Raw genomic sequence first — 17,050 nt, 5'->3', positions numbered from 1 at the left:
CGCAGTCCACCTTCGGTGAGGAACGAGCCCGAGGTCAGTCGACCACCGGGCGGATGGCCGCGGCGTCGAAGAACGCCACGGGCGGTGCGTCGAGCGCGCAGAAGGCGACGAGGGTCGCGACCTTGCCGTCCGGCTCGGAGCCGGCCGTGAGGGTCCCGGGACCGTCGTCGACCACGCCCGGTCCCTCGAACGAGTCGCCGGTCGTCAGGACCACCCCGCCCGGGAGCGTCACGACGTACGCGTCGAGGTCGGTCGCGTCCTGCTCCACCGTCGTGCCCGTCGGCCACACCGGGAGACGCTCGACCCCGTCGATCTCGACCGTCACGCAGCCGGTGGCGGTGACGTCCACGCGCGCGAGGACGGTGACGGGCTCCGCCGTGAAGTGGCCGACCAGGGGCGGGTCCTCGAGGTCCGAGACCTGGAGGTACCCGGTGCCGTCGGCGGGCTCGTCGGTGCAGGCGGTGAGCAGGGACGACGCCCCGAGCAGCACGAGGATCGCGAGGGGGGTCATCGCCGACCGGTGCATCTGTGGACCATAGCGACGAACGACCCGGCCGCGTGGGCGTTTCGCAGGTCGATGTGCGGCGGAGTCGGCCCGTCACCCCATGGCGTTGATCCGGCGCGGGCTGATGCGCAGGACGACCCGCTGCTCGTCCGGTCCGCCGTACCGCGGGTACGGCCGGCCGAGGTACCGCTGGGCCAGCGCCTCGATGTGGGCGTCGGCGCCGTCCGTCGTCACGTCGGTGACGACCCCCCGGACCTCGACGTACCGGGAGGGGTTGGCTGGCGAGCTGACGGCCAGGGCGACCCGCGGGTCGCGCGCGACGTTCCTCGTCTTCTGGTGGCCGAGGACCGTGTTGATCAGGACGTCGGTGCCGTCGGTGTCGACCCACGTCTGCGTCACCTGCGGCGACCCGTCGGGCATGAGGGTCGACAGGTAGCAGGTCGCCGTGCCGCGCAGCAGGTCGACGAGCGGGGCCGGGAGCGCCAGGGGTGCCGGGACCGCTGGGGGCGCGCCCGCCCGCGACACGTCCTCGGTCGGCAGGGTGTGCGGTGCGTCGGTCATGGCCGCCTTCGGGTGGTCGGGGAGCGGGTGGGCCGTCCGCCGGGCTGTCGGCGACGTCCGTGGGGCGGATTCGGGACGCCCGCTGTCCCGAACGTTACCCACGGGGCACGACGACGGCCGACCGGGCCCGGCCGCCCCGGAGTGACAGCACACCGCCGGGCCGGTGGGATGGGGGCATGGACGAGGTCGCTGGTCTCCCGCAGCCCGGCCCCGGCTGCGAGTGGTCGCCCGACGGCCCGCTCGTCGAGCCGGTGTCGGCGGTCACCTCGCTCGTGTTCGTCGTCGCCGCCGTGGTCCTGGTCGTCCTGCGGCGCCGGGCAGGGCTGCCCGTGCCGTGGGCGTACGCGGTGCTCGTCGCGGGCGTCGGCATCGGGTCGTTCGTGCAGCACGGCCCCGACCCCGCCTGGTCGGACCCCGCCCACGACCTGCCGCTCGCCGGGGTGCTGTGCTTCCTCGCGTCCGACGCGGTCGCGGCGCTGACCGGGCGGTTACGTCGCTGGTGGTGGTGGGCCGTCCCGACGGGACTCCTCCTGGTGCCCGTCCTCGCCTGGCCACGCATCGGTGACCTCGCCCAGGTGGGCGTGGCGGTGGTCGCCGCGCTGCTGCTGCTCCGGCGGGCACGACGCGCACCGGCCCTGCGGCCCCGGGTCGCCGTGGCCGTCGGGATGCTGGCGGTCGGTGGGATCGTCGGCTCGCTGTCCCGGACCGGTGGCCCGCTGTGCGACCCCGAGTCGCTGCTGCAGGGTCACGCCCTGTGGCACGTGGCGTCGGCGGCCGCGCTGGTGGTGCTGGCGCCGCTGGTCACCCCGACAACGCGTGCTCCCCGATGACGGACAGCAGCTGCAGCTTCTCGTAGCTCTCCGTGCCCGGCACCGCGGTGTACACGAGCAGCAGGTGCGACTGCTGCGGGTCCAGGAGCGTCTGGCAGTGCACCTCGAGCGCGCCGACCTGGGGGTGGACCAGGTGCTTGACCTCGTGCGGGCGCAGACCGACCTCGTGCGTCTCCCACAGGCGTCGCAGCTCCTCGCTGCGCGCCAGCGCGAGGTCGGCCAGCTGCGCGGCACGTGACCCGGGGCCGCGCAGCGTGACGACGGCCCGCAGGTGCGAGGCGTAGAGCCGCGACAGGAACGCGTGGTCCTCGGCCCGGTACAGCGCGCGCGTGCTCGGGTCGGTGAACCACCGGTAGCCCAGGCTGCGGGACGGCCCCGTGTACGAGGCCGCGCTCCCCAGCAGCGCCACGCCCAGCGGGGTCTGCCGCAGGGTCTCGCCCAGCTCGGTGACGATCTCGGCCGGGGTGTCGGTCAGGCGGTCGAGGATGCGCAGCATGCCGGGGCTGACGTGCTCGCTGAGCGCGCCGCGGGGCGGCGGGTGGTGCCCGACCAACCGGAAGAGGTGGTCGCGCTCGTCGATCGTCAGGTGCAGGCCCTGCGCGATCGCGGCCGTCATCTGCTCGGACGGACGCGGACCCCGCTCACGCTCCAGCCGAGCGTAGTAGTCGGTCGACATGTGGCACAGGGCGGCGACCTCCTCGCGGCGCAGGCCGGACGTGCGACGGCGCGGCCCGCGCGGCAGGCCGACGTCCTCCGGCTGCAGCGCCTGCCGGCGGCGGCGGAGGAACGCGGCGAGCCCCGCCCTGTCGATCACGTGACCACTCCCGTCGGGTTCTGCACCCTCCGTTCCTACCGCCCCGCGCGGCCGTGAGCCACGGCCTGGCGATCCCCCCGTCGACCGGGCGCCGCGACCCGCGACGCCGTCAGGGCTCCGCGCCAAGGGCGGATCGTCAGGCCCTGGATGCGCCGGGGACGGGCGCCGAGGCTGGCAGCACAGCCCCCGACCACCCCAGGAGCACCGCCATGCCTCGCAGACCCCACCTGCCCCTGCCCGACCTGTCCGGCCGTCGCGCGCTCGTGACGGGAGCCAGCGACGGGATCGGCCTCGAGATCGCCCACCGGCTCGCCGGAGCCGGTGCGGAGGTGGTCCTCCCGGCGCGCAACCGGGCCAAGGGCGAGGCCGCCGTCGCCCGGATCCGCCGCGCGCACCCCGGCGCGCGGGTGTCGCTGCGTGACCTCGACCTGGCGTCGCTGCCGTCGGTCGCGACGCTCGGGCACGAGCTGCGCGCCGAGGCGCTGCCGATCCACCTGCTCGTCAACAACGCCGGGGTCATGACGCCCCCCGAGCGGCAGACCACCGTCGACGGCCTCGAGCTGCAGCTCGGCACCAACCACGTGGGGCACGTCGCGCTCGTCGCGCACCTGCTGCCCCTGCTCATCGCGGGCCGCGGCCGGGTGACCTCCCAGATCAGCGTCGCCGCCCGGGCCGGCGCGATGCACTGGGACGACCTCAACTGGGAGACGTCCTACGACGGCCGACGCGCCTACGCCCAGTCGAAGATCGCGTTCGGCCTGTTCGGCCTCGAGCTCGAGCGGCGCAGCCGCGCCGGCGGCTGGGGCGTCACCAGCAACCTGTCGCACCCGGGCGTCGCCCCGACGAGCCTGCTGGGCGCCCGGCCGGAGCTGGGCCGCGAGCGCGACACCCCGCAGATCGCCATGATCCGCCGGCTGTCGCGCGCGGGGATCCTGCTCGGCACGCCGGACAGCGCCGCGCTGCCCGCACTGCTCGCCGCGACCTCACCGCAGCCTGCGGGCGGACGGCTCTACGGTCCGTCCGGGCTCGGCAACCTCGGCGGCGGTCCGGTCGAGCACGCCCTCTACCGCCCGCTGCGTGACCCGGCGGAGGCGGCGCGGGTCTGGGCGGTGTCGCAGGAGCTGGCGGGGGTGTCGTTCGCCGCGGCCGCAGCGGCGTGAGGCGAGCCGGCTGCCACCACTGGGGTGACCACTGGTCGCCGGGGAGTGCTGTGGGCGATCACCGCGGCGCCCAGCCGACCGGTGGTCACCGAGCCACCCGCCCAGCCGACCATTGGTCACCTGGTGGCCGGTCGCTCGGGGGTCCGCTCCTCAGCCCGCCGCCCGCTCGGCCTCCTCGACCGCGTACCGGTTGACGTGCGGGCGCAGCCCCAGGTGCTCGCGCAGGGTCGTCCCGTCGTACTCCCGCCGGAACAGCCCGCGGTCCTGCAGGATCGGCACGACGGTCTCGACGAACACCTCCAGCCCGCCGGGCAGGTACGGCGGCATGACGTTGAACCCGTCCGCGGCGCCCTGCTCGAACCACCTCTGGATCTCGTCGGCGACCTCGACGGGCGTGCCGGCGAAGGTCCGGTGCCCGCGCCCGCCCCCCAGCCGGGCGATGAGCTCGCGCACGGTCAGGGACTCGCCCTCGGCCAGGTCGCGGACCAGCTGGTAGCGGCTCTTGTTGCCCTCGATCGCGTCGATGGGCGGCACCGGGGGCAGGGGCGCGTCGAGGGGGTGGTCGGTGAGGTCGACACCGAGCATGCCGGAGAGCTGGCGCAGGGCGTAGTCCGGGGAGATGAGGTCCGTGAACTCCTGCTCGAGCGCCCGGGCCTGCGCCGTCGTGGGGGCGATGAACGGCACGATGCCGGGCAGGACGGCCAGGTCCTCGGGGCGCCGACCGTAGCCAGCGAGCCGACCCTTGAGGTCGGCGTAGAACGCCTGACCCTCGGCGAGCGTGCGCTGCGCGGTGAACACGGCCTCGGCGTACTGCGCGGCGAACGCCTTGCCGGACTCCGACGACCCGGCCTGGACCAGCACGGGCCGACCCTGCGGGGACGCGGGCACGTTGAGCGGTCCCGCGACGCGGAAGTGCTGGCCGACGTGGTCCGCGCGGTGCACCTTGGCGGGGTCGGCGAACACGCCGCTCGACGCGTCCTGGAGGATCGCGTCGGGCTCCCACGAGTCCCACAGGGCGAGGGCGACGTCGAGGAACTCGGTGGCCCGGCCGTACCGGGCGGCGTGGGCGGGCACGCGGTCGAGGCCGAAGTTCGCGGCCTCGGCGTCGGACCCCGACGTGACGATGTTCCAGCCGGCGCGCCCGTTGCTGATCCGGTCGAGCGACGCGAACGCGCGGGCCAGCGTGTAGGGCTCGTTGTAGCTGGTCGAGGCCGTGGCAATGAGCCCGACGTGGGTCGTCGCGGCGGCGATGGCCGTGAGCAGGGTGATCGGCTCGAACACCGCCTGGGTGTTGCGGTGCACGTGCGGTCCGACCGCCAGGCCGTCGGCGAAGAACACCGAGTCGAGCCGCCCGCGCTCGGCGATGCGACCCAGCTCGACGTAGTGGGCCGCGTCCAGGGCGCGGGCCGGGTCGACACGGGGGTGGCGCCAGGCCGCCTCGTGGTGGCCGACGCCCATGAGGAAGGCGTTGAGGTGCAGGGTGCGGGAGGTCATGAGGGCTCCTGGGTCGAACGGGAGGTGGGCGGGTCAGGCGGAGGGGCGCCAGCGCGACAGGCGGCGCTCGGCGAGCAGAAGGACGGCGTTGATCGCGAGGCCGACGAGCGCGATCGTGAGGATCCCGGCGTACATGTCGGGGATCGCGAAGTTCTGCTGGGCGGCGGTCACCAAGTAGCCCAGGCCCGCGCGGGCGCCGACCATCTCGGCGGCGACCAGCACGAGGATCGACGCGGCTCCGGCCATGCGGACTCCGGTGAAGATGGTCGGGACGGCCGCCGGCAGCGTGACCTTGGTGAACAGCTGCAGCGGGTGCAGGCCCAGGGACCGGGCGGACTTGAGCAGCAGGGGGTCCACCGTGCGGACGCCGGTGATGGTGCTGAGCAGCACCGGGAAGAAGCACGCGTAGACGACCAGCGCGATCTTGGACGTCTCCCCGATGCCGAGGACGAGGACGAACACCGGCAGGAGCGCGAGGGCGGCAGTGTTGCGGAAGAGCTCGAGCACCGGGTTGAGCAGCCGGGCCACGGCCGGTGAGCGCCCGATCGCGGCCCCCAGCGGGATGGCCGCGGAGATCGCGATGCTCAGGCCGATCAGCGCGCGGGTCAGGCTCGCCTGCAGGTGCACGGCCAGCTGACCGTTGGCGACGAGGTCGGCGAGCGCGCCGAGCGCCACGCTGAGCGGTGGCAGGAACACCCGGTCGACGAGGCCGAGTCGCGGTGCCACCTCCCAGAGCGCGGCGAAGGCGACGACCGCGACGCTGCCGCGGGCGAGGCGTCCCACGGCGAGCCGGAACCGTCCCGGTCGGGCCGCGACGTCCAGCCCGGCGCGCCGCCGGTAGTCCTCCGGCGCGACGTCGAGGGCAGCTGCGACGGGTCGGGTGAGCGTGGAGCTAGACATGGGCGACCTCCCGGTCGGGTGCGGGGTGCTGGAGTGCCGACCAGACGCGGTGCCGCAGCCGCCCGAACGCCGGGTCGGAGCGCACGTCCTGGCCCGGCACCGGGTCGAGGTCGATGTCGATGACGTCGCTGATCCGCCCGGGGCGGGGCGTCATCACGGCCACGCGCTGGCCCAGGTACACGGCCTCGTCGATGCCGTGCGTGATGAACACGACGGTCTTGCCGGTGGCTCGCCAGATCCGCAGCAGCTCCTCCTGCAGGGACTCGCGGGTCTGGGCGTCGAGGGCCGCGAACGGCTCGTCCATCAGCAGCACCCGCGGGTCGACCGCGAGCGCGCGGGCGATGGCGACGCGCTGCTTCATGCCCCCGGACAGCTCGTGCGGGTAGCGGTCCTCGAACCCGGTCAGCCCCACGAGGTGGAGGTGCTCGTCGGCCAGCCGGGCGCGCTGCCGACGCGGGACGCCGATCGACTCCAGCCCCAGCTCGACGTTCTTGCGGGCCGTGCGCCAGGGCAGCAGCGCGTACTGCTGGAACACCACGGCGCGGTCGGTCGCGGGACCGGTGACGGGTGCGCCGTGCAGCAGGATGCGGCCGGCGGTCGGCGCCGTGAGGCCGGCGACGAGGTCCAGCAGCGTCGACTTGCCGCAGCCGCTGGGTCCGACGACGGTGAGGAACTGCCCGTCGGGCACGACGAGGTCGAGATCCTGCACGGCCGTGAATCGGGCGCTCGCCCCCTGGTTGCGCACGACGAAGTCCTTGCGGACGCCGGCCACGTGCAGCGCGGCGGTCACGGGAGCACCTCGCCGTCCGGCCCGCTCGTCGGGTCGAACGTGCCGTTGGCGTACGGGTTGAGGTCGTTGGTGTAGAGGTCCTCGGGGTCGAGCTGTCCCTCGTCGAGCGTGCCCTCGCGGACCAGCCAGTCGGTCCAGATCGAGATCTCCTGCGGGTCGATGACACCGCCCGGCCCGGCCACGCCGGCGCTCTTCCAGTACTGCACGAGGTCGGTGCTCTCCTCGCGGTCGCGCCCCTCGATGATCTGCTCGAAGCGCGCGATCACGGCCTCGCGCGGTTGCGTCTGCGTCCAGCGGATGGCCCGGGCCACGCCCTGGACGAAGTCCTCGGCCGCGGCCGGGTGCTCCGCCAGGAAGTCGTCCCGGAAGACCAGCGTGCCGTAGCTGAACTCGCCGTACAGGGAGGTGTCGGTGAACAGCTCGCGCAGGCCGCCGCGCTCGAGCGCGCTGTCGCGGAAGACGCTGCCCAGGGTGCCGACGTCGATCTGCCCCTCGCGCAGCGCCTGCTCGGTGGACACGGGCGGCACGACGATCAGCTCGACCTGCGCGATCTCGGCGGGTGTCAGTCCCTCCTGCGCGAGCCACTCCCGGACGACGAACTCGTGGTGCGCGCCGAGGGTGTTCATCCCGACCTTCTTGCCGATCAGGTCCTGCGCGGTGCGGATCGGGCTGCCGTCGAGCACGTAGTAGCCGTTGAACGCGAGGTCGTCGGAGCCGTAGTAGCTGATCACGGAGGTGATGGGCGATCCCGCGGCCACGAGCTTGGCGATCGCCCCGTTGAACGCGCCGCCGACGTCGGTCTGCCCGGTCGCGGCGGACTGGATGTCCTGCGGCCCGCTCGTGGTGTCGCCGACCCACTCGAGCGTGACCTCCTCGAAGTACCCGAGGTCGTCGGCGAGCTCCGCCAGGGTCACCTGCCCGGCGCTGCCCTGGTAGCGGATCGTGACGGACGCGTCCGCGTCGGCCGTGGCCGTGGAGGCTGAGCAGCCGGCGGCGAGGACGGCGACGGCGGTGAGCAGCGCCGCGACGGGCGCGAGGCGGCGGCTCACGACGCGATCCGGCGGTAGTCGCCCGCCCAGTACAGCAGCGGCTCGCGGGTGCCGACGACGCGCACCTCGGTGACCTGCGCGAGGACGACGTACTGCTCGCCGGCGGGGATGCGGTCGGTGATCTCGACGCGCAGGGCGATGGGTGCCTGCGTGAGCACGGGCTCGCCGGTCGCGAGCCGGTGCCAGGGGGTGGCGGCACCGAACCGGTCGGCGCCGTGGGTGGCGAAGGTTCGCGCGAGGTCGGTGTGGGAGGCGTCGAGCAGGTTCACGACGGCCGACGCAGCGCCGCTCAGCGCGGGCCAGCTCGACGAGCGCTCGTTGATGACGAACGAGACGATCGGGGGCTGGGCGGACACCGACGTCAGCGACGTGGCGGTGAAGCCGTGCGGGCCGTCGTCGCCGTCGACGGTGACGACGATGACGTCGCCGGCGTACTCACGGAACACGCTGCGGTAGGTCTCGCGATCGACTGCGGGTGGGGTCGACAAGGACACGGAGGTCTCCTGGGAGGTCAGCAGGGAGCCCCGGACCGGTGGCGGTCACGTGGCGGGGAAGGAGCGGGAGGTGGGGCGAGCGGGGCCGCCACGAGGGCGACCGGGCCGGCCGGGGTGCGTGCGTCGGGGACTACCGACAGGAGCGCAGGACGCCGCGACAGCACCGGGCCGGCAGGGCGGCGTCGCGGGGCGACGGCGCCGTGCGGGCGAGCGGTGTCGACGGGGTCATGGTGCGACCGTAGATAAAGCCGACTCTTTTAATCAACTTAAGTCCGAAGGGTGGGACACGGGAGCCGCGGGGCGCAGGCGTAGGCTCTTCGGGCCCCGCGACACGCGCGGCGGCTCTCCCCCACGCAGGACGGACGGCGCATGAGCGCGCACACCACCACCCCGGCGCAGCCCACCACCCCCGGGCACGACGACGGCACCGAGGACGCGGCTGCGCTGCCCGGCGTCCCCCCCGCCGACTTCGCGACGTTCCTGCGGGTGATGGACCAGGTCGCCGTGCTGCCGCAGGAGCACCCGCAGCACGCGGCGGCCCGGCGCGCGTCGTCGTCCCTGTTCAAGGCGGCCAAGAAGCACCGCCGCGGCGAGAAGCGCCGGCTCATCGCCGAGGCCGACGCGGCCGTCGTCGCCGCCACCGCGACGGGCAGCCCGGGGCGGATCGACGACGAGACGAACGGCGTGCCGCTCACGTCCGCGACGACGGCCGCGAGCGCCGGCACCCTGCTCAAGGCGCGACCCTGCTACGTGTGCAAGGAGGCGTACACGGTCGTCGACGCCTTCTACCACCAGCTGTGCCCCACGTGCGCGGCGCTGCACCACGCCAAGCGCGACGCCCGCACCGACCTCACCGGCCGACGCGCGCTGCTCACCGGCGGGCGCGCGAAGATCGGCATGTACATCGCGCTGCGGCTGCTGCGCGACGGCGCGGACCTGACGATCACCACCCGGTTCCCCCGCGACGCGGTCCGCCGCTTCAGCGCGATGGACGACTCCGCGGACTGGCTGCACCGGCTGCACGTCGTCGGGATCGACCTGCGCGACCCGGCCCAGGTGGTGTCGCTCGCGGACCACGTGGCGGCGCAGGGGCCGCTGGACGTCCTCATCAACAACGCCGCGCAGACCGTGCGCCGGCTCCCGGGGGCGTACTCGCGGATCGCCGAGGCCGAGTCCGCGCCGCTGCCCGCCGAGGCCGCACGCATGATCACGACGTTCGGGCACACCAGCGACGCGCACCCGCGCGCGCTCGCCGGGTCCGTCAGCGACCTCACCAGCCCGGCGCTGGCCATCGAGCGCGCCGCGCGGGACGCGGACGAGCTCGTCGCGCAGTCCCTGACGGCCGAGGCCGCGAGCCTGGAACGGCTCGTCGCGGGCACGTCGATCGACGCGGGCGGCCTGGTCCCCGACGTCGCGGAGACCAACAGCTGGGTCGCGACCGTCGAGCAGGTCGACCCCATGGAGCTGCTCGAGGTCCAGCTCTGCAACCAGACCGCGCCGTTCATCCTCATCAGCCGCCTGCGCCCGGCCCTCGCCGCATCGCCCGCGCGGCGCACGTACGTCGTCAACGTCTCGGCGATGGAGGGCGTGTTCTCGCGCGGCTACAAGGGCCCCGGCCACCCGCACACCAACATGAGCAAGGCCGCGCTCAACATGCTCACGCGCACCAGCGCCGCGCAGATGCTGGACGACGGCATCCTCATGACGGCCGTCGACACCGGCTGGATCACCGACGAGCGCCCCCACTACACCAAGGTGCGGCTCGCCGAGGAGGGCTTCCACGCGCCCCTCGACCTCGTCGACGGCGCCGCGCGGGTGTACGACCCGATCGTGCGCGGCGAGGCGGGCGAGGACCTGTACGGCTGCTTCCTCAAGGACTACGCGCGCTCGGCCTGGTGAGCGGCGGCGCGGCGCCCACCGGGCGCGGGCGGTCAGCCGGACGCCGCGACGGCGGCCGCGGCGCCGCCGGCGACCACCGCGGCCTGCACGGCCTCGACGGCCTTGCGGGCGGCCTCCCCGCCCACGTCGCCGGCGGCGACCTGCTTCGCCCGGGCCTTGAGCTCGCGGTTCGGCAGCCCGGTGCCCGGCAGGACCTTCGGGACCACGTCGACCGCGTGGAGCAGCGCGACGATCGACGCCTCGTGCGGGGCGGGCGCCCTGCCGACGACGAGGACCTCGTGCAGCGCCCGCCGCACCTGCGCCTCGTGCGCCGTGTCGACCGCGGGCCAGGACGTGGTGGGGAAGATACCCAGGACCCTGCCCTGCTCGGCGCGCACCACCCCGCGGCCGACGAGCCGGTCGTAGAGACGCTCGCGCAGGCCCTTGCGGATGCGGTCCAGCACGGCGGTGGGCGACGCGCTGCCGGGGCCCGCGACCCGCGCGAGGGAGTCGTCGAGCACCTCGTCGCCGAGCGGGGTCGCGTCGAGGACCCGCAGCGTCGTCCGGCCGAACAGGCCGGACGACGTCACCGCCTCGAGGCGTCCCGAGGTGGCGAGCTCGGCGATCACCGCACCGGCGACCGCGATGTCCCGGCGCGTCCCGTCGACGAGCGACCTCCCGGTGGTGTCGTCGGTCAGCAGCAGCAGCACGCTCTCGGCCACGATCATGCGCCCACCGTACGAACGCGGCCGGCGCCCGCGGATCAGCCGCGGGACGGATCTCGCCGACGGCGGCGCCCGGCGGACCAGCCGTCGACGAGACCGGGCTGAGGTCGCTCATCCGACGTCGTGCGCCACCCCAGCCCGGTCTCGCGGCGACGAGCGCCCCGTTCCCGTGCGGCGCATGCCCGCCTAGGCTCGTCCGGTAACCGGTGCCGTCCCCCGACGCCTGGCTCCGCTCCTCGCCCAGTACGACTGGGCGTGCGAGCGGCTGCTCGCGCGGCTCACCGGGCCCGACGTGGTCAGCGGCGACGGTGAGCGTGTCCGCGTGTCGCCGATGACGGACGACGAGTACCTCTGGGAGCCGGTCCCCGGCTCCTGGTCGGTGCGCCGCAAGGCCGACGGGCCGGGCGTCGGCGCCACCGTGCTGGTGGGCGCCGGCGTGTGGGGGCGCGACGGCGGGCGACCTCACCCCTGGCCGCCGCCGGTCACGACGATCGCCTGGCGCATCGCCCACCTCGCCGAGATGCTCCTGCTCCGGGCCGAGTACACCGTGGGGAGCCGTCAGGGGGCCGAGGCCGACCTACGCTTCCCGGGCGCGGCCGCCGCGGGCGTGGCCATGCTCGAGCGCGGGCTGGGTGCGTGGCGCGAGGCCCTCGTCACCGCGGACGACGCCGCGCTCGACCAGGTGGGCCGTTCCACCTACCCTGACGGCGACGACGCCGACCAGCCCTTCATCGAGATCGTGTGGTGGGTCAGCCAGGAGGTGCTCCACCACGGCGCGGAGATCGCGCTCCTGCGGGACCTCTACGCAGCACGTCGGCCTGCCGAGCGCTGACCGATGTCCACGTGCTGGGACGGCGCCCCGTCGAGACCGGGCTGAGTCGTCGTCTCAGGTCGTGACGACGACTCAGCCCGGTCTCACGACGGCCCCGCCCCGCGATCCGGACGGGGCTCGTCACGTCACCCGGTCGGCGGCTCGTCCTTCCCGGCTTCCTCGGCAGCGTCGGCCTCCTCCTTGGTGCGGTGGACGGCACCCTCGGCGTGCTCCGGCGGGCCGTAGACCGTGTAGAGCATCAGCCGGTTCTCGCCCGTGTTGAGGAAGTTGTGCGTGCGACCGGCCGGGACCACGACGATGTCGCCCCTCGCCGACCGTCCGCAGGCTGCTCCTCGTCGACCGTGGACCGGCCGACCCCCCGGGCGCTAGCGTCGATCGCCCACGTCGCCACTGGGGGGATGTCCACGTGAGGAGCACCGCCATGCCCGTCGACCCTGTCGCCGCCGTCCCGCCGGGCTGGGTGGGGGGCTTCGCGCAGTCGGACCCCGCGTTCGCCTACCCGGACCCCGACCTGTCGTCCCTGCCGCTGCTGGGCAACATGGACAACATCGCGCTGCTGCAGCGCCAGCAGGCGGTGCTGTGGCCGGAGTTCAGCTGGCTGACGGTGCCCGGTGACGAGGCGTCCCGGGCCTTCCAGATGTTCGCTCCCGACATCTCCCGCGTCGGGTACACCGACGAGGGGCGGATCTACTCGATCATCTGCCCGCAGCAGGGCACGTGCTCGCCGTCCTACGGCAGCCTCAACGTGGAGGTCTCGGTGACCGGCCAGCGCGGCTGGGTCGACGAGACCGCGCGGACGCTCGCCGGGGAGCTGACCGTCGAGGCGAAGATCTGGTTCAGCCCGAGCGCGAAGCAGAGCCCGTTGGTCCGGATGCTGTGGACGCTGCTGTCCGAGAGCGGCTACCGGTTCCCCGTGGACAAGGCGCACGCGATCCGCGTCCCCACGTTCCGCCGTGACGACGCGACGCAGCCCGTCCTCCCGCTGCGCACGGGCGAGACGGACCTGTTCGCCAGCCCGGGGTTCGCCCAGCACCACGACGTGGCCTGGGCCGTCGGCCACATCGACGTGGAGATCGGCGCCATCGAGCGGACCGGTGACGCCGTGGTCGACGACGTCGAGCACCTCGTCATGGACGCCTTCAACCGGTCCTCCGGGAACCTGCTGCTGCCGGGCACGGTGCTGAGCTGGAACGTGTGGTTCACCGCGCCCGCGCTCGTCGACCGGCAGGAGTGGCAGGAGCACGCCGAGAAGTGGCGCGAGTCGATCGACGCGGACCACGGCAGCCCGGACGGCCCGGGGACCTCCCCGCGCTACTTCGACGGCTCTCCGTTCGTCCCGTCCGGGGACACGGCGGAGCAGGAGACCGAGGCGCTCATCGCGTACCTCGACCAGCACCTGCCCACGCTGACGGCGGCGCGGACGGCCGCCCGGGGGCGGTGAGCCGGCCCGGTCCTGCGGGGCCGGGTGACGCGGGGGCCCGGTCCGGGATCCGGACCGGGCCCCGTGACGTCACGCGGTGGGCGGCTCGTCCTGGCCCGACTCCTCGGCGGCGTCCGCCTCCTCCTTGGTGCGGTGGACGGCACCCTCGGCGTGCTCCGGCGGGCCGTAGACCGTGTAGAGGATCAGCGGGTTCTCGCCCGTGTTGACGAAGTTGTGGGTGCGACCGGCCGGGACGACGACGAGGTCGCCCTGCGCCACGTTGCGCTGCTGACCCGACACGATCGCCTTGCCGGTGCCGGACACGAACGTGAGGATCTGGTCGATGTCCTCGTGGACCTCCTCGCCGATCTCCCCGCCCGGCGGGATCGTCATGATGACGAGCTGCGTGTGCTCGCCCGTCCACAGGACGCGCCGGAAGTCCGGGCTCTCCTGCGCGGCCGTCGCGATGGTCCAGTGCTCCACGGGTACCTCACCTGGTCGGGGACGCTGTCGTGGTCGATCCTGCAGCGGGCGGGCCGATCCCGCCTGCGGAGGCGGGGCGTCGGCGCAGGCTGGGGTGGCGCGCGCCGGCCCCGAGCGTCGAGGCCCGCAACGCGTCCGCCCGCGCGCGGAGCGATACGTTCGACGGATGCGTATCGCGGTGATGTCCGACGTCCACGGCAACCTGCTCGCGCTGGATGCGGTGCTCGACGACATCACCTCGCACGCGGTCGACGTGACGGTCAACCTCGGTGACCTGCTGTCCGGGCCGCTCTGCCCCCGGGAGACGGCGGACCGGCTCCGGGAGCTCGATCTGCTCACCGTGCGGGGCAACCACGAACGGCAGGTGCTCGAGACGCCCGTCGGGGGGATGGGCCCGTCGGACCGGCACGCGCACGACGCCCTCGCCCCGGAGCACCTGACGTGGCTGGCGGGCCTGCCCCTGACCCTGGAGCTCGACGGCGACGTCCTCGCCTTCCACGGCTCCCCGTCGGACGACCTGCAGTACCTCCTGCACACGGTCGAGGTCACCGGAGCGCGCGACGCGACCACCGACGAGGTGATGGACCGCCTGGGACCCCACGCACGCCGCCGGCTGCTGCTGTGCGGGCACACGCACCTGCCCGGCTCCCTGGCACTGCCGACGGGCGTGCTGGTCGTCAACCCGGGCAGCGTCGGCTGGCCCGCCTACGAGGACGACGCGCCCCACCCCCACGTCATGGAGGCCGGCACGCCGCACGCGCGCTACGCCCTCGTGGAGGACGTCGACGGCCGCTGGGACGTCACGTTCCGGGCCGTCGAGTACGACTGGGACCGCGCGGCGGACACCGCCGACGGTCACGGCCGCCCGGACGTCGCGCACGCGTTGCGGACCGGCCGCCTCCCGAGGTGAGGGGCGGCTGCCGCGGGCGAGCGCGTCAGCGCGGGCGCGCTGCCCGCTCGTCGACGATCTCCACGTCCAGTGCGGTCCACCCTCCGCGGACCCGCAGCTCGGCGGCGGCGGCACCGGCCCACCCCGTGCGCAGGTCGGCTCGAGGTAGGAAGTGCACGGTGGTCCCGGTCGTGCCGTCCGGGTCGACGGGGACCAGGTCGGTGACGGGGACGCCCTGCTCGTAGCGCTGAGTCCACGACCCCTCGAGTCGGCGGTTGCGGTGCACGAGCCAGTCGCTCAGCGCCGACACCACCGACATGCCGCGCCGGGGGTGGCCGTCGGGCAGCAGCGGGGCGTCGGGGGTGCCGAAGAACCGCAGGTCCTGGGTCGACATCACGGGCTTGCGCACGGCGCGGCCGCGCTCGTCGACCCGGGTCTGGGTGCCGCGTCCGTCGTCGGCGACCGTCACCGAGCCGTCGGCGTGCAGGGTCACGCGGCACCGCCCGCCGCCGCGGTCCGCGGCCTCCTCGGCCGCGTAGGCGAGGACCTCCAGGACGAGGTGGGCGACGCCGCCCGGCGCGAGCTCGTCGGCGCGTCGCCGGACGTCGGCGAGGTGCTCGCCGTCCACGGTCCGCGCCCAGTCGTGCGTCGTGCCCGGCCCCGTCGTCACGTCGACCACCTCCGCAGCCCATCCTGGCCCGCGCGGACGGCCGTGGCGTGGGCCGTCGGACCCGTCAGGGCGTCGCAGCGTGGGCCGCCACCCGTGCCGGCGGCAGGGCGTACGACGGCAGCCCGCGCCGCCGCACCAGCCACTCGGCGACCACCAGGTTGGGCAGCCAGCACAGGAACGGCACGGCGGCGTAGGCGTCGGCGAACGCGGCGCCGGGGTCGGCACCGAGCGCGAGCCGGGCGCCCATGAGGACACCGAGCCACAGCCGCAGGGTCACCGCGGCGAACGTCAGCGCGTAGTTGCGCAGCATCCACGCCTGGTGCCCGGCGACGTCCCCGGAGCGGACGGCCCGCAGGCCGCGCGCGGCGGTGAGGGCCCACAGCACGGCGAGCGTGCCGAACCCGAACACCCCGACGAGCCCCGCGCTGTTGACGGGCAGGACCGCCAGGCCGGACAGGCTCCCCACCCCGACGGCGACGAGGTAGACGCGACCGGTGGCGCGGTGCAGCCCGGGCCGGCGACGCCGCAGCCGGCCGAGCAGCTGGAGCGGTCCGAGCACGAGCGCGAGCGACGCGCTGACGATGTGCACGTACAGGGCGACCTGGAAGAACGGCGCGGCCTGCGCGTACGCACCGCCGAGGCCGCCGCCCCGCTCGGCGAGCTCGTCGAGGCCGGCCGTCCCGTACGTCACCAGGGACATCGCGGCAATCGTCAGGGCGAGGACGCCGACGACGACGAGCCCCGCTCCCCGCCCGCCGGGACGGGACCTGCCCGGGGTGCGCGGCTCCGGGCGGTGCGGCGTGGTCGTGGTCATGACATCCTCCGATGCGAGGGCCGTTCACATTGTGAGCGGTTGCAACATAGGGGCGAATGTTAAAGTCGTCAACATGCAGTCCGGCCCACGAACACCCCGCGAGCGCACCACCTACCACCACGGGGCCCTGCGGGAGGCGCTGCTCGACGGCGCCCGCGAGATGCTGGCCGAGCGCGGCGTCGAGGGCTTCAGCCTCAGCGCGCTGGCGCGGCGGCTCGGTGTCAGCACCGCCGCCCCCTACCGCCACTTCGCCGACCGCGACGCCCTGCTCGACGCCCTCTGCGTCGAGGGCTACGCCCTGTTCGGCGCGGCGCTCGAGCGCGCGGGCCGCACGGCCGACGATCCCCGCGCGCTGCTGCACGCCCTCGGCGTGGCCTACCTGACCTTCGCCCGCGAGCACCCGGCCGTGTTCGGCGTCATGTTCGCCGAGCGCGGCGACGCGGTGATCGACGCCGGGGCACCGACGTTCGAGCCCCTGGTCGACGCCGTCGTCGCCGCGCAGGACGTGGGCGCGCTGCCGGCCGGCACCGACCCGCGCGTGCTGTCCCGCACCATCTGGGCGAGCCTGCACGGCCTGGCGGTCCTCTCGCGGCAGCGCGGGTTCGTCAAGCTCCGGATCGACGACGACGACGAGGCGCTCGTCCGGGACGCGCTCGCCCTGCTGCTGCGCTGATCGGCCGGCACGCCGGCGCGACGCGCACGGCCGGGTCCGGCAGGCGCGCGGCAGCCGGACCACCGTTCA

At 74.5% G+C, this 17,050-nt stretch carries 19 protein-coding genes and 1 pseudogene; 7 read left to right on the top strand and 13 right to left on the bottom strand.

The genetic code is table 11. The features are described 5' to 3' along the window. Window positions 1–34 precede the first annotated feature (34 nt). Entirely contained in the window at window positions 35–526 is a 492-nt protein-coding gene (locus Cph01nite_RS04820; RefSeq protein WP_203671650.1) for a hypothetical protein, read from the bottom strand. A gap of 72 nt (window positions 527–598) precedes the next feature. Further along, window positions 599–1,066, bottom strand: a complete 468-nt coding sequence (locus Cph01nite_RS04815; RefSeq protein ID WP_203671649.1) for a PPOX class F420-dependent oxidoreductase — start codon at window positions 1,064–1,066, stop codon at window positions 599–601. A gap of 176 nt (window positions 1,067–1,242) precedes the next feature. Between Cph01nite_RS04815 and Cph01nite_RS04810 the strand changes: the two genes are divergently transcribed. After that, entirely contained in the window at window positions 1,243–1,896 is a 654-nt protein-coding gene (locus tag Cph01nite_RS04810; RefSeq protein ID WP_203671648.1) for a hypothetical protein, read from the top strand. Here the strand turns inward: Cph01nite_RS04810 and Cph01nite_RS04805 are convergent. Beyond that, complete coding sequence (locus Cph01nite_RS04805) at window positions 1,868–2,710, bottom strand: helix-turn-helix transcriptional regulator (protein WP_203671647.1); 843 nt, start codon at window positions 2,708–2,710, stop codon at window positions 1,868–1,870. The two genes, Cph01nite_RS04810 and Cph01nite_RS04805, sit on opposite strands and share 29 nt — an antisense overlap. A gap of 209 nt (window positions 2,711–2,919) precedes the next feature. Here Cph01nite_RS04805 and Cph01nite_RS04800 point away from each other — a divergent pair, with 209 nt between their 5' ends. Next, on the top strand, window positions 2,920–3,870 hold the full coding sequence (locus Cph01nite_RS04800; RefSeq protein WP_203671646.1) for an SDR family oxidoreductase: 951 nt from the start codon (window positions 2,920–2,922) through the stop codon (window positions 3,868–3,870). A gap of 150 nt (window positions 3,871–4,020) precedes the next feature. On the opposite strand, the gene Cph01nite_RS04795 is transcribed toward Cph01nite_RS04800, so the two are convergent. Genes Cph01nite_RS04795 through Cph01nite_RS04775 form a run of 5 tightly spaced genes read right to left on the bottom strand, consistent with a single transcriptional unit; the run spans window position 4,021 to window position 8,597 of the window. Continuing rightward, window positions 4,021–5,364 (bottom strand): LLM class flavin-dependent oxidoreductase, encoded by a 1,344-nt coding sequence (locus Cph01nite_RS04795; protein ID WP_203671645.1) that lies wholly within the window; start codon window positions 5,362–5,364, stop codon window positions 4,021–4,023. Between the two features lie 33 nt (window positions 5,365–5,397). Beyond that, window positions 5,398–6,264, bottom strand: a complete 867-nt coding sequence (locus Cph01nite_RS04790; protein WP_203671643.1) for an ABC transporter permease — start codon at window positions 6,262–6,264, stop codon at window positions 5,398–5,400. After that, complete coding sequence (locus Cph01nite_RS04785) at window positions 6,257–7,054, bottom strand: ABC transporter ATP-binding protein (RefSeq protein WP_203671641.1); 798 nt, start codon at window positions 7,052–7,054, stop codon at window positions 6,257–6,259. The genes Cph01nite_RS04790 and Cph01nite_RS04785 overlap by 8 nt, the downstream gene beginning before the upstream one ends. Continuing rightward, window positions 7,051–8,103, bottom strand: coding sequence for an ABC transporter substrate-binding protein (locus Cph01nite_RS04780; RefSeq protein WP_239069034.1), 1,053 nt, complete (start codon window positions 8,101–8,103; stop codon window positions 7,051–7,053). The genes Cph01nite_RS04785 and Cph01nite_RS04780 overlap by 4 nt, the downstream gene beginning before the upstream one ends. Continuing rightward, window positions 8,100–8,597, bottom strand: coding sequence for a flavin reductase family protein (locus tag Cph01nite_RS04775; protein ID WP_203671639.1), 498 nt, complete (start codon window positions 8,595–8,597; stop codon window positions 8,100–8,102). Before Cph01nite_RS04775 ends, Cph01nite_RS04780 begins: the two co-directional genes overlap by 4 nt. A 369-nt stretch (window positions 8,598–8,966) precedes the next feature. Here Cph01nite_RS04775 and Cph01nite_RS04770 point away from each other — a divergent pair, with 369 nt between their 5' ends. Continuing rightward, a complete protein-coding gene (locus Cph01nite_RS04770) occupies window positions 8,967–10,496 on the top strand; it encodes an SDR family NAD(P)-dependent oxidoreductase (RefSeq protein ID WP_203671637.1) in 1,530 nt (509 codons plus the stop codon). Between the two features lie 32 nt (window positions 10,497–10,528). Here the strand turns inward: Cph01nite_RS04770 and Cph01nite_RS04765 are convergent, their stop codons facing one another. Further along, complete coding sequence (locus tag Cph01nite_RS04765) at window positions 10,529–11,203, bottom strand: GOLPH3/VPS74 family protein (protein WP_203671630.1); 675 nt, start codon at window positions 11,201–11,203, stop codon at window positions 10,529–10,531. Window positions 11,204–11,531: 328 nt separating this feature from the next. On the opposite strand from Cph01nite_RS04765, the gene Cph01nite_RS04760 reads away from it, so the two are divergent. Further along, a complete protein-coding gene (locus Cph01nite_RS04760) occupies window positions 11,532–12,032 on the top strand; it encodes a DinB family protein (protein WP_239069053.1) in 501 nt (166 codons plus the stop codon). Between the two features lie 125 nt (window positions 12,033–12,157). On the opposite strand, the pseudogene Cph01nite_RS04755 reads toward Cph01nite_RS04760, so the two are convergent. Further along, window positions 12,158–12,337 (bottom strand): annotated as a pseudogene (locus Cph01nite_RS04755) (cupin domain-containing protein); the annotation flags it as partial. Window positions 12,338–12,453: 116 nt separating this feature from the next. Here Cph01nite_RS04755 and Cph01nite_RS04750 point away from each other — a divergent pair. Continuing rightward, a complete protein-coding gene (locus Cph01nite_RS04750) occupies window positions 12,454–13,473 on the top strand; it encodes a hypothetical protein (RefSeq protein ID WP_203671628.1) in 1,020 nt (339 codons plus the stop codon). Window positions 13,474–13,542: 69 nt separating this feature from the next. Here the strand turns inward: Cph01nite_RS04750 and Cph01nite_RS04745 are convergent, their stop codons facing one another. Beyond that, window positions 13,543–13,935: a cupin domain-containing protein gene (locus Cph01nite_RS04745; protein WP_203671626.1), complete on the bottom strand. Its 393-nt coding sequence runs from the start codon at window positions 13,933–13,935 to the stop codon at window positions 13,543–13,545. Window positions 13,936–14,101: 166 nt separating this feature from the next. Here Cph01nite_RS04745 and Cph01nite_RS04740 point away from each other — a divergent pair, with 166 nt between their 5' ends. Next, complete coding sequence (locus Cph01nite_RS04740; RefSeq protein WP_203671624.1) at window positions 14,102–14,845, top strand: metallophosphoesterase family protein; 744 nt, start codon at window positions 14,102–14,104, stop codon at window positions 14,843–14,845. Window positions 14,846–14,870: 25 nt separating this feature from the next. Here Cph01nite_RS04740 and Cph01nite_RS04735 read toward each other — a convergent pair whose 3' ends face one another. Together Cph01nite_RS04735 and Cph01nite_RS04730 are read right to left on the bottom strand one after the other, a co-directional pair. Continuing rightward, window positions 14,871–15,494, bottom strand: a complete 624-nt coding sequence (locus Cph01nite_RS04735) for an ATP-binding protein (protein ID WP_203671623.1) — start codon at window positions 15,492–15,494, stop codon at window positions 14,871–14,873. A gap of 64 nt (window positions 15,495–15,558) precedes the next feature. Continuing rightward, the gene (locus Cph01nite_RS04730; RefSeq protein ID WP_203671622.1) at window positions 15,559–16,308 is read right to left on the bottom strand and encodes a DUF2306 domain-containing protein; all 750 of its coding nucleotides are present in this window, start codon (window positions 16,306–16,308) and stop codon (window positions 15,559–15,561) included. A gap of 73 nt (window positions 16,309–16,381) precedes the next feature. Here Cph01nite_RS04730 and Cph01nite_RS04725 point away from each other — a divergent pair, with 73 nt between their 5' ends. Next, on the top strand, window positions 16,382–16,981 hold the full coding sequence (locus Cph01nite_RS04725; protein ID WP_203671621.1) for a TetR/AcrR family transcriptional regulator: 600 nt from the start codon (window positions 16,382–16,384) through the stop codon (window positions 16,979–16,981). Window positions 16,982–17,050 lie beyond the last annotated feature (69 nt).

Origin of the sequence: Cellulomonas phragmiteti (assembly GCF_016862775.1) — a bacterium.
Lineage (GTDB): Bacteria > Actinomycetota > Actinomycetes > Actinomycetales > Cellulomonadaceae > Cellulomonas > Cellulomonas phragmiteti.
Note: the sequence above shows the minus strand (reverse complement) of the source record. Positions and strands in the feature narration are given on the sequence as shown.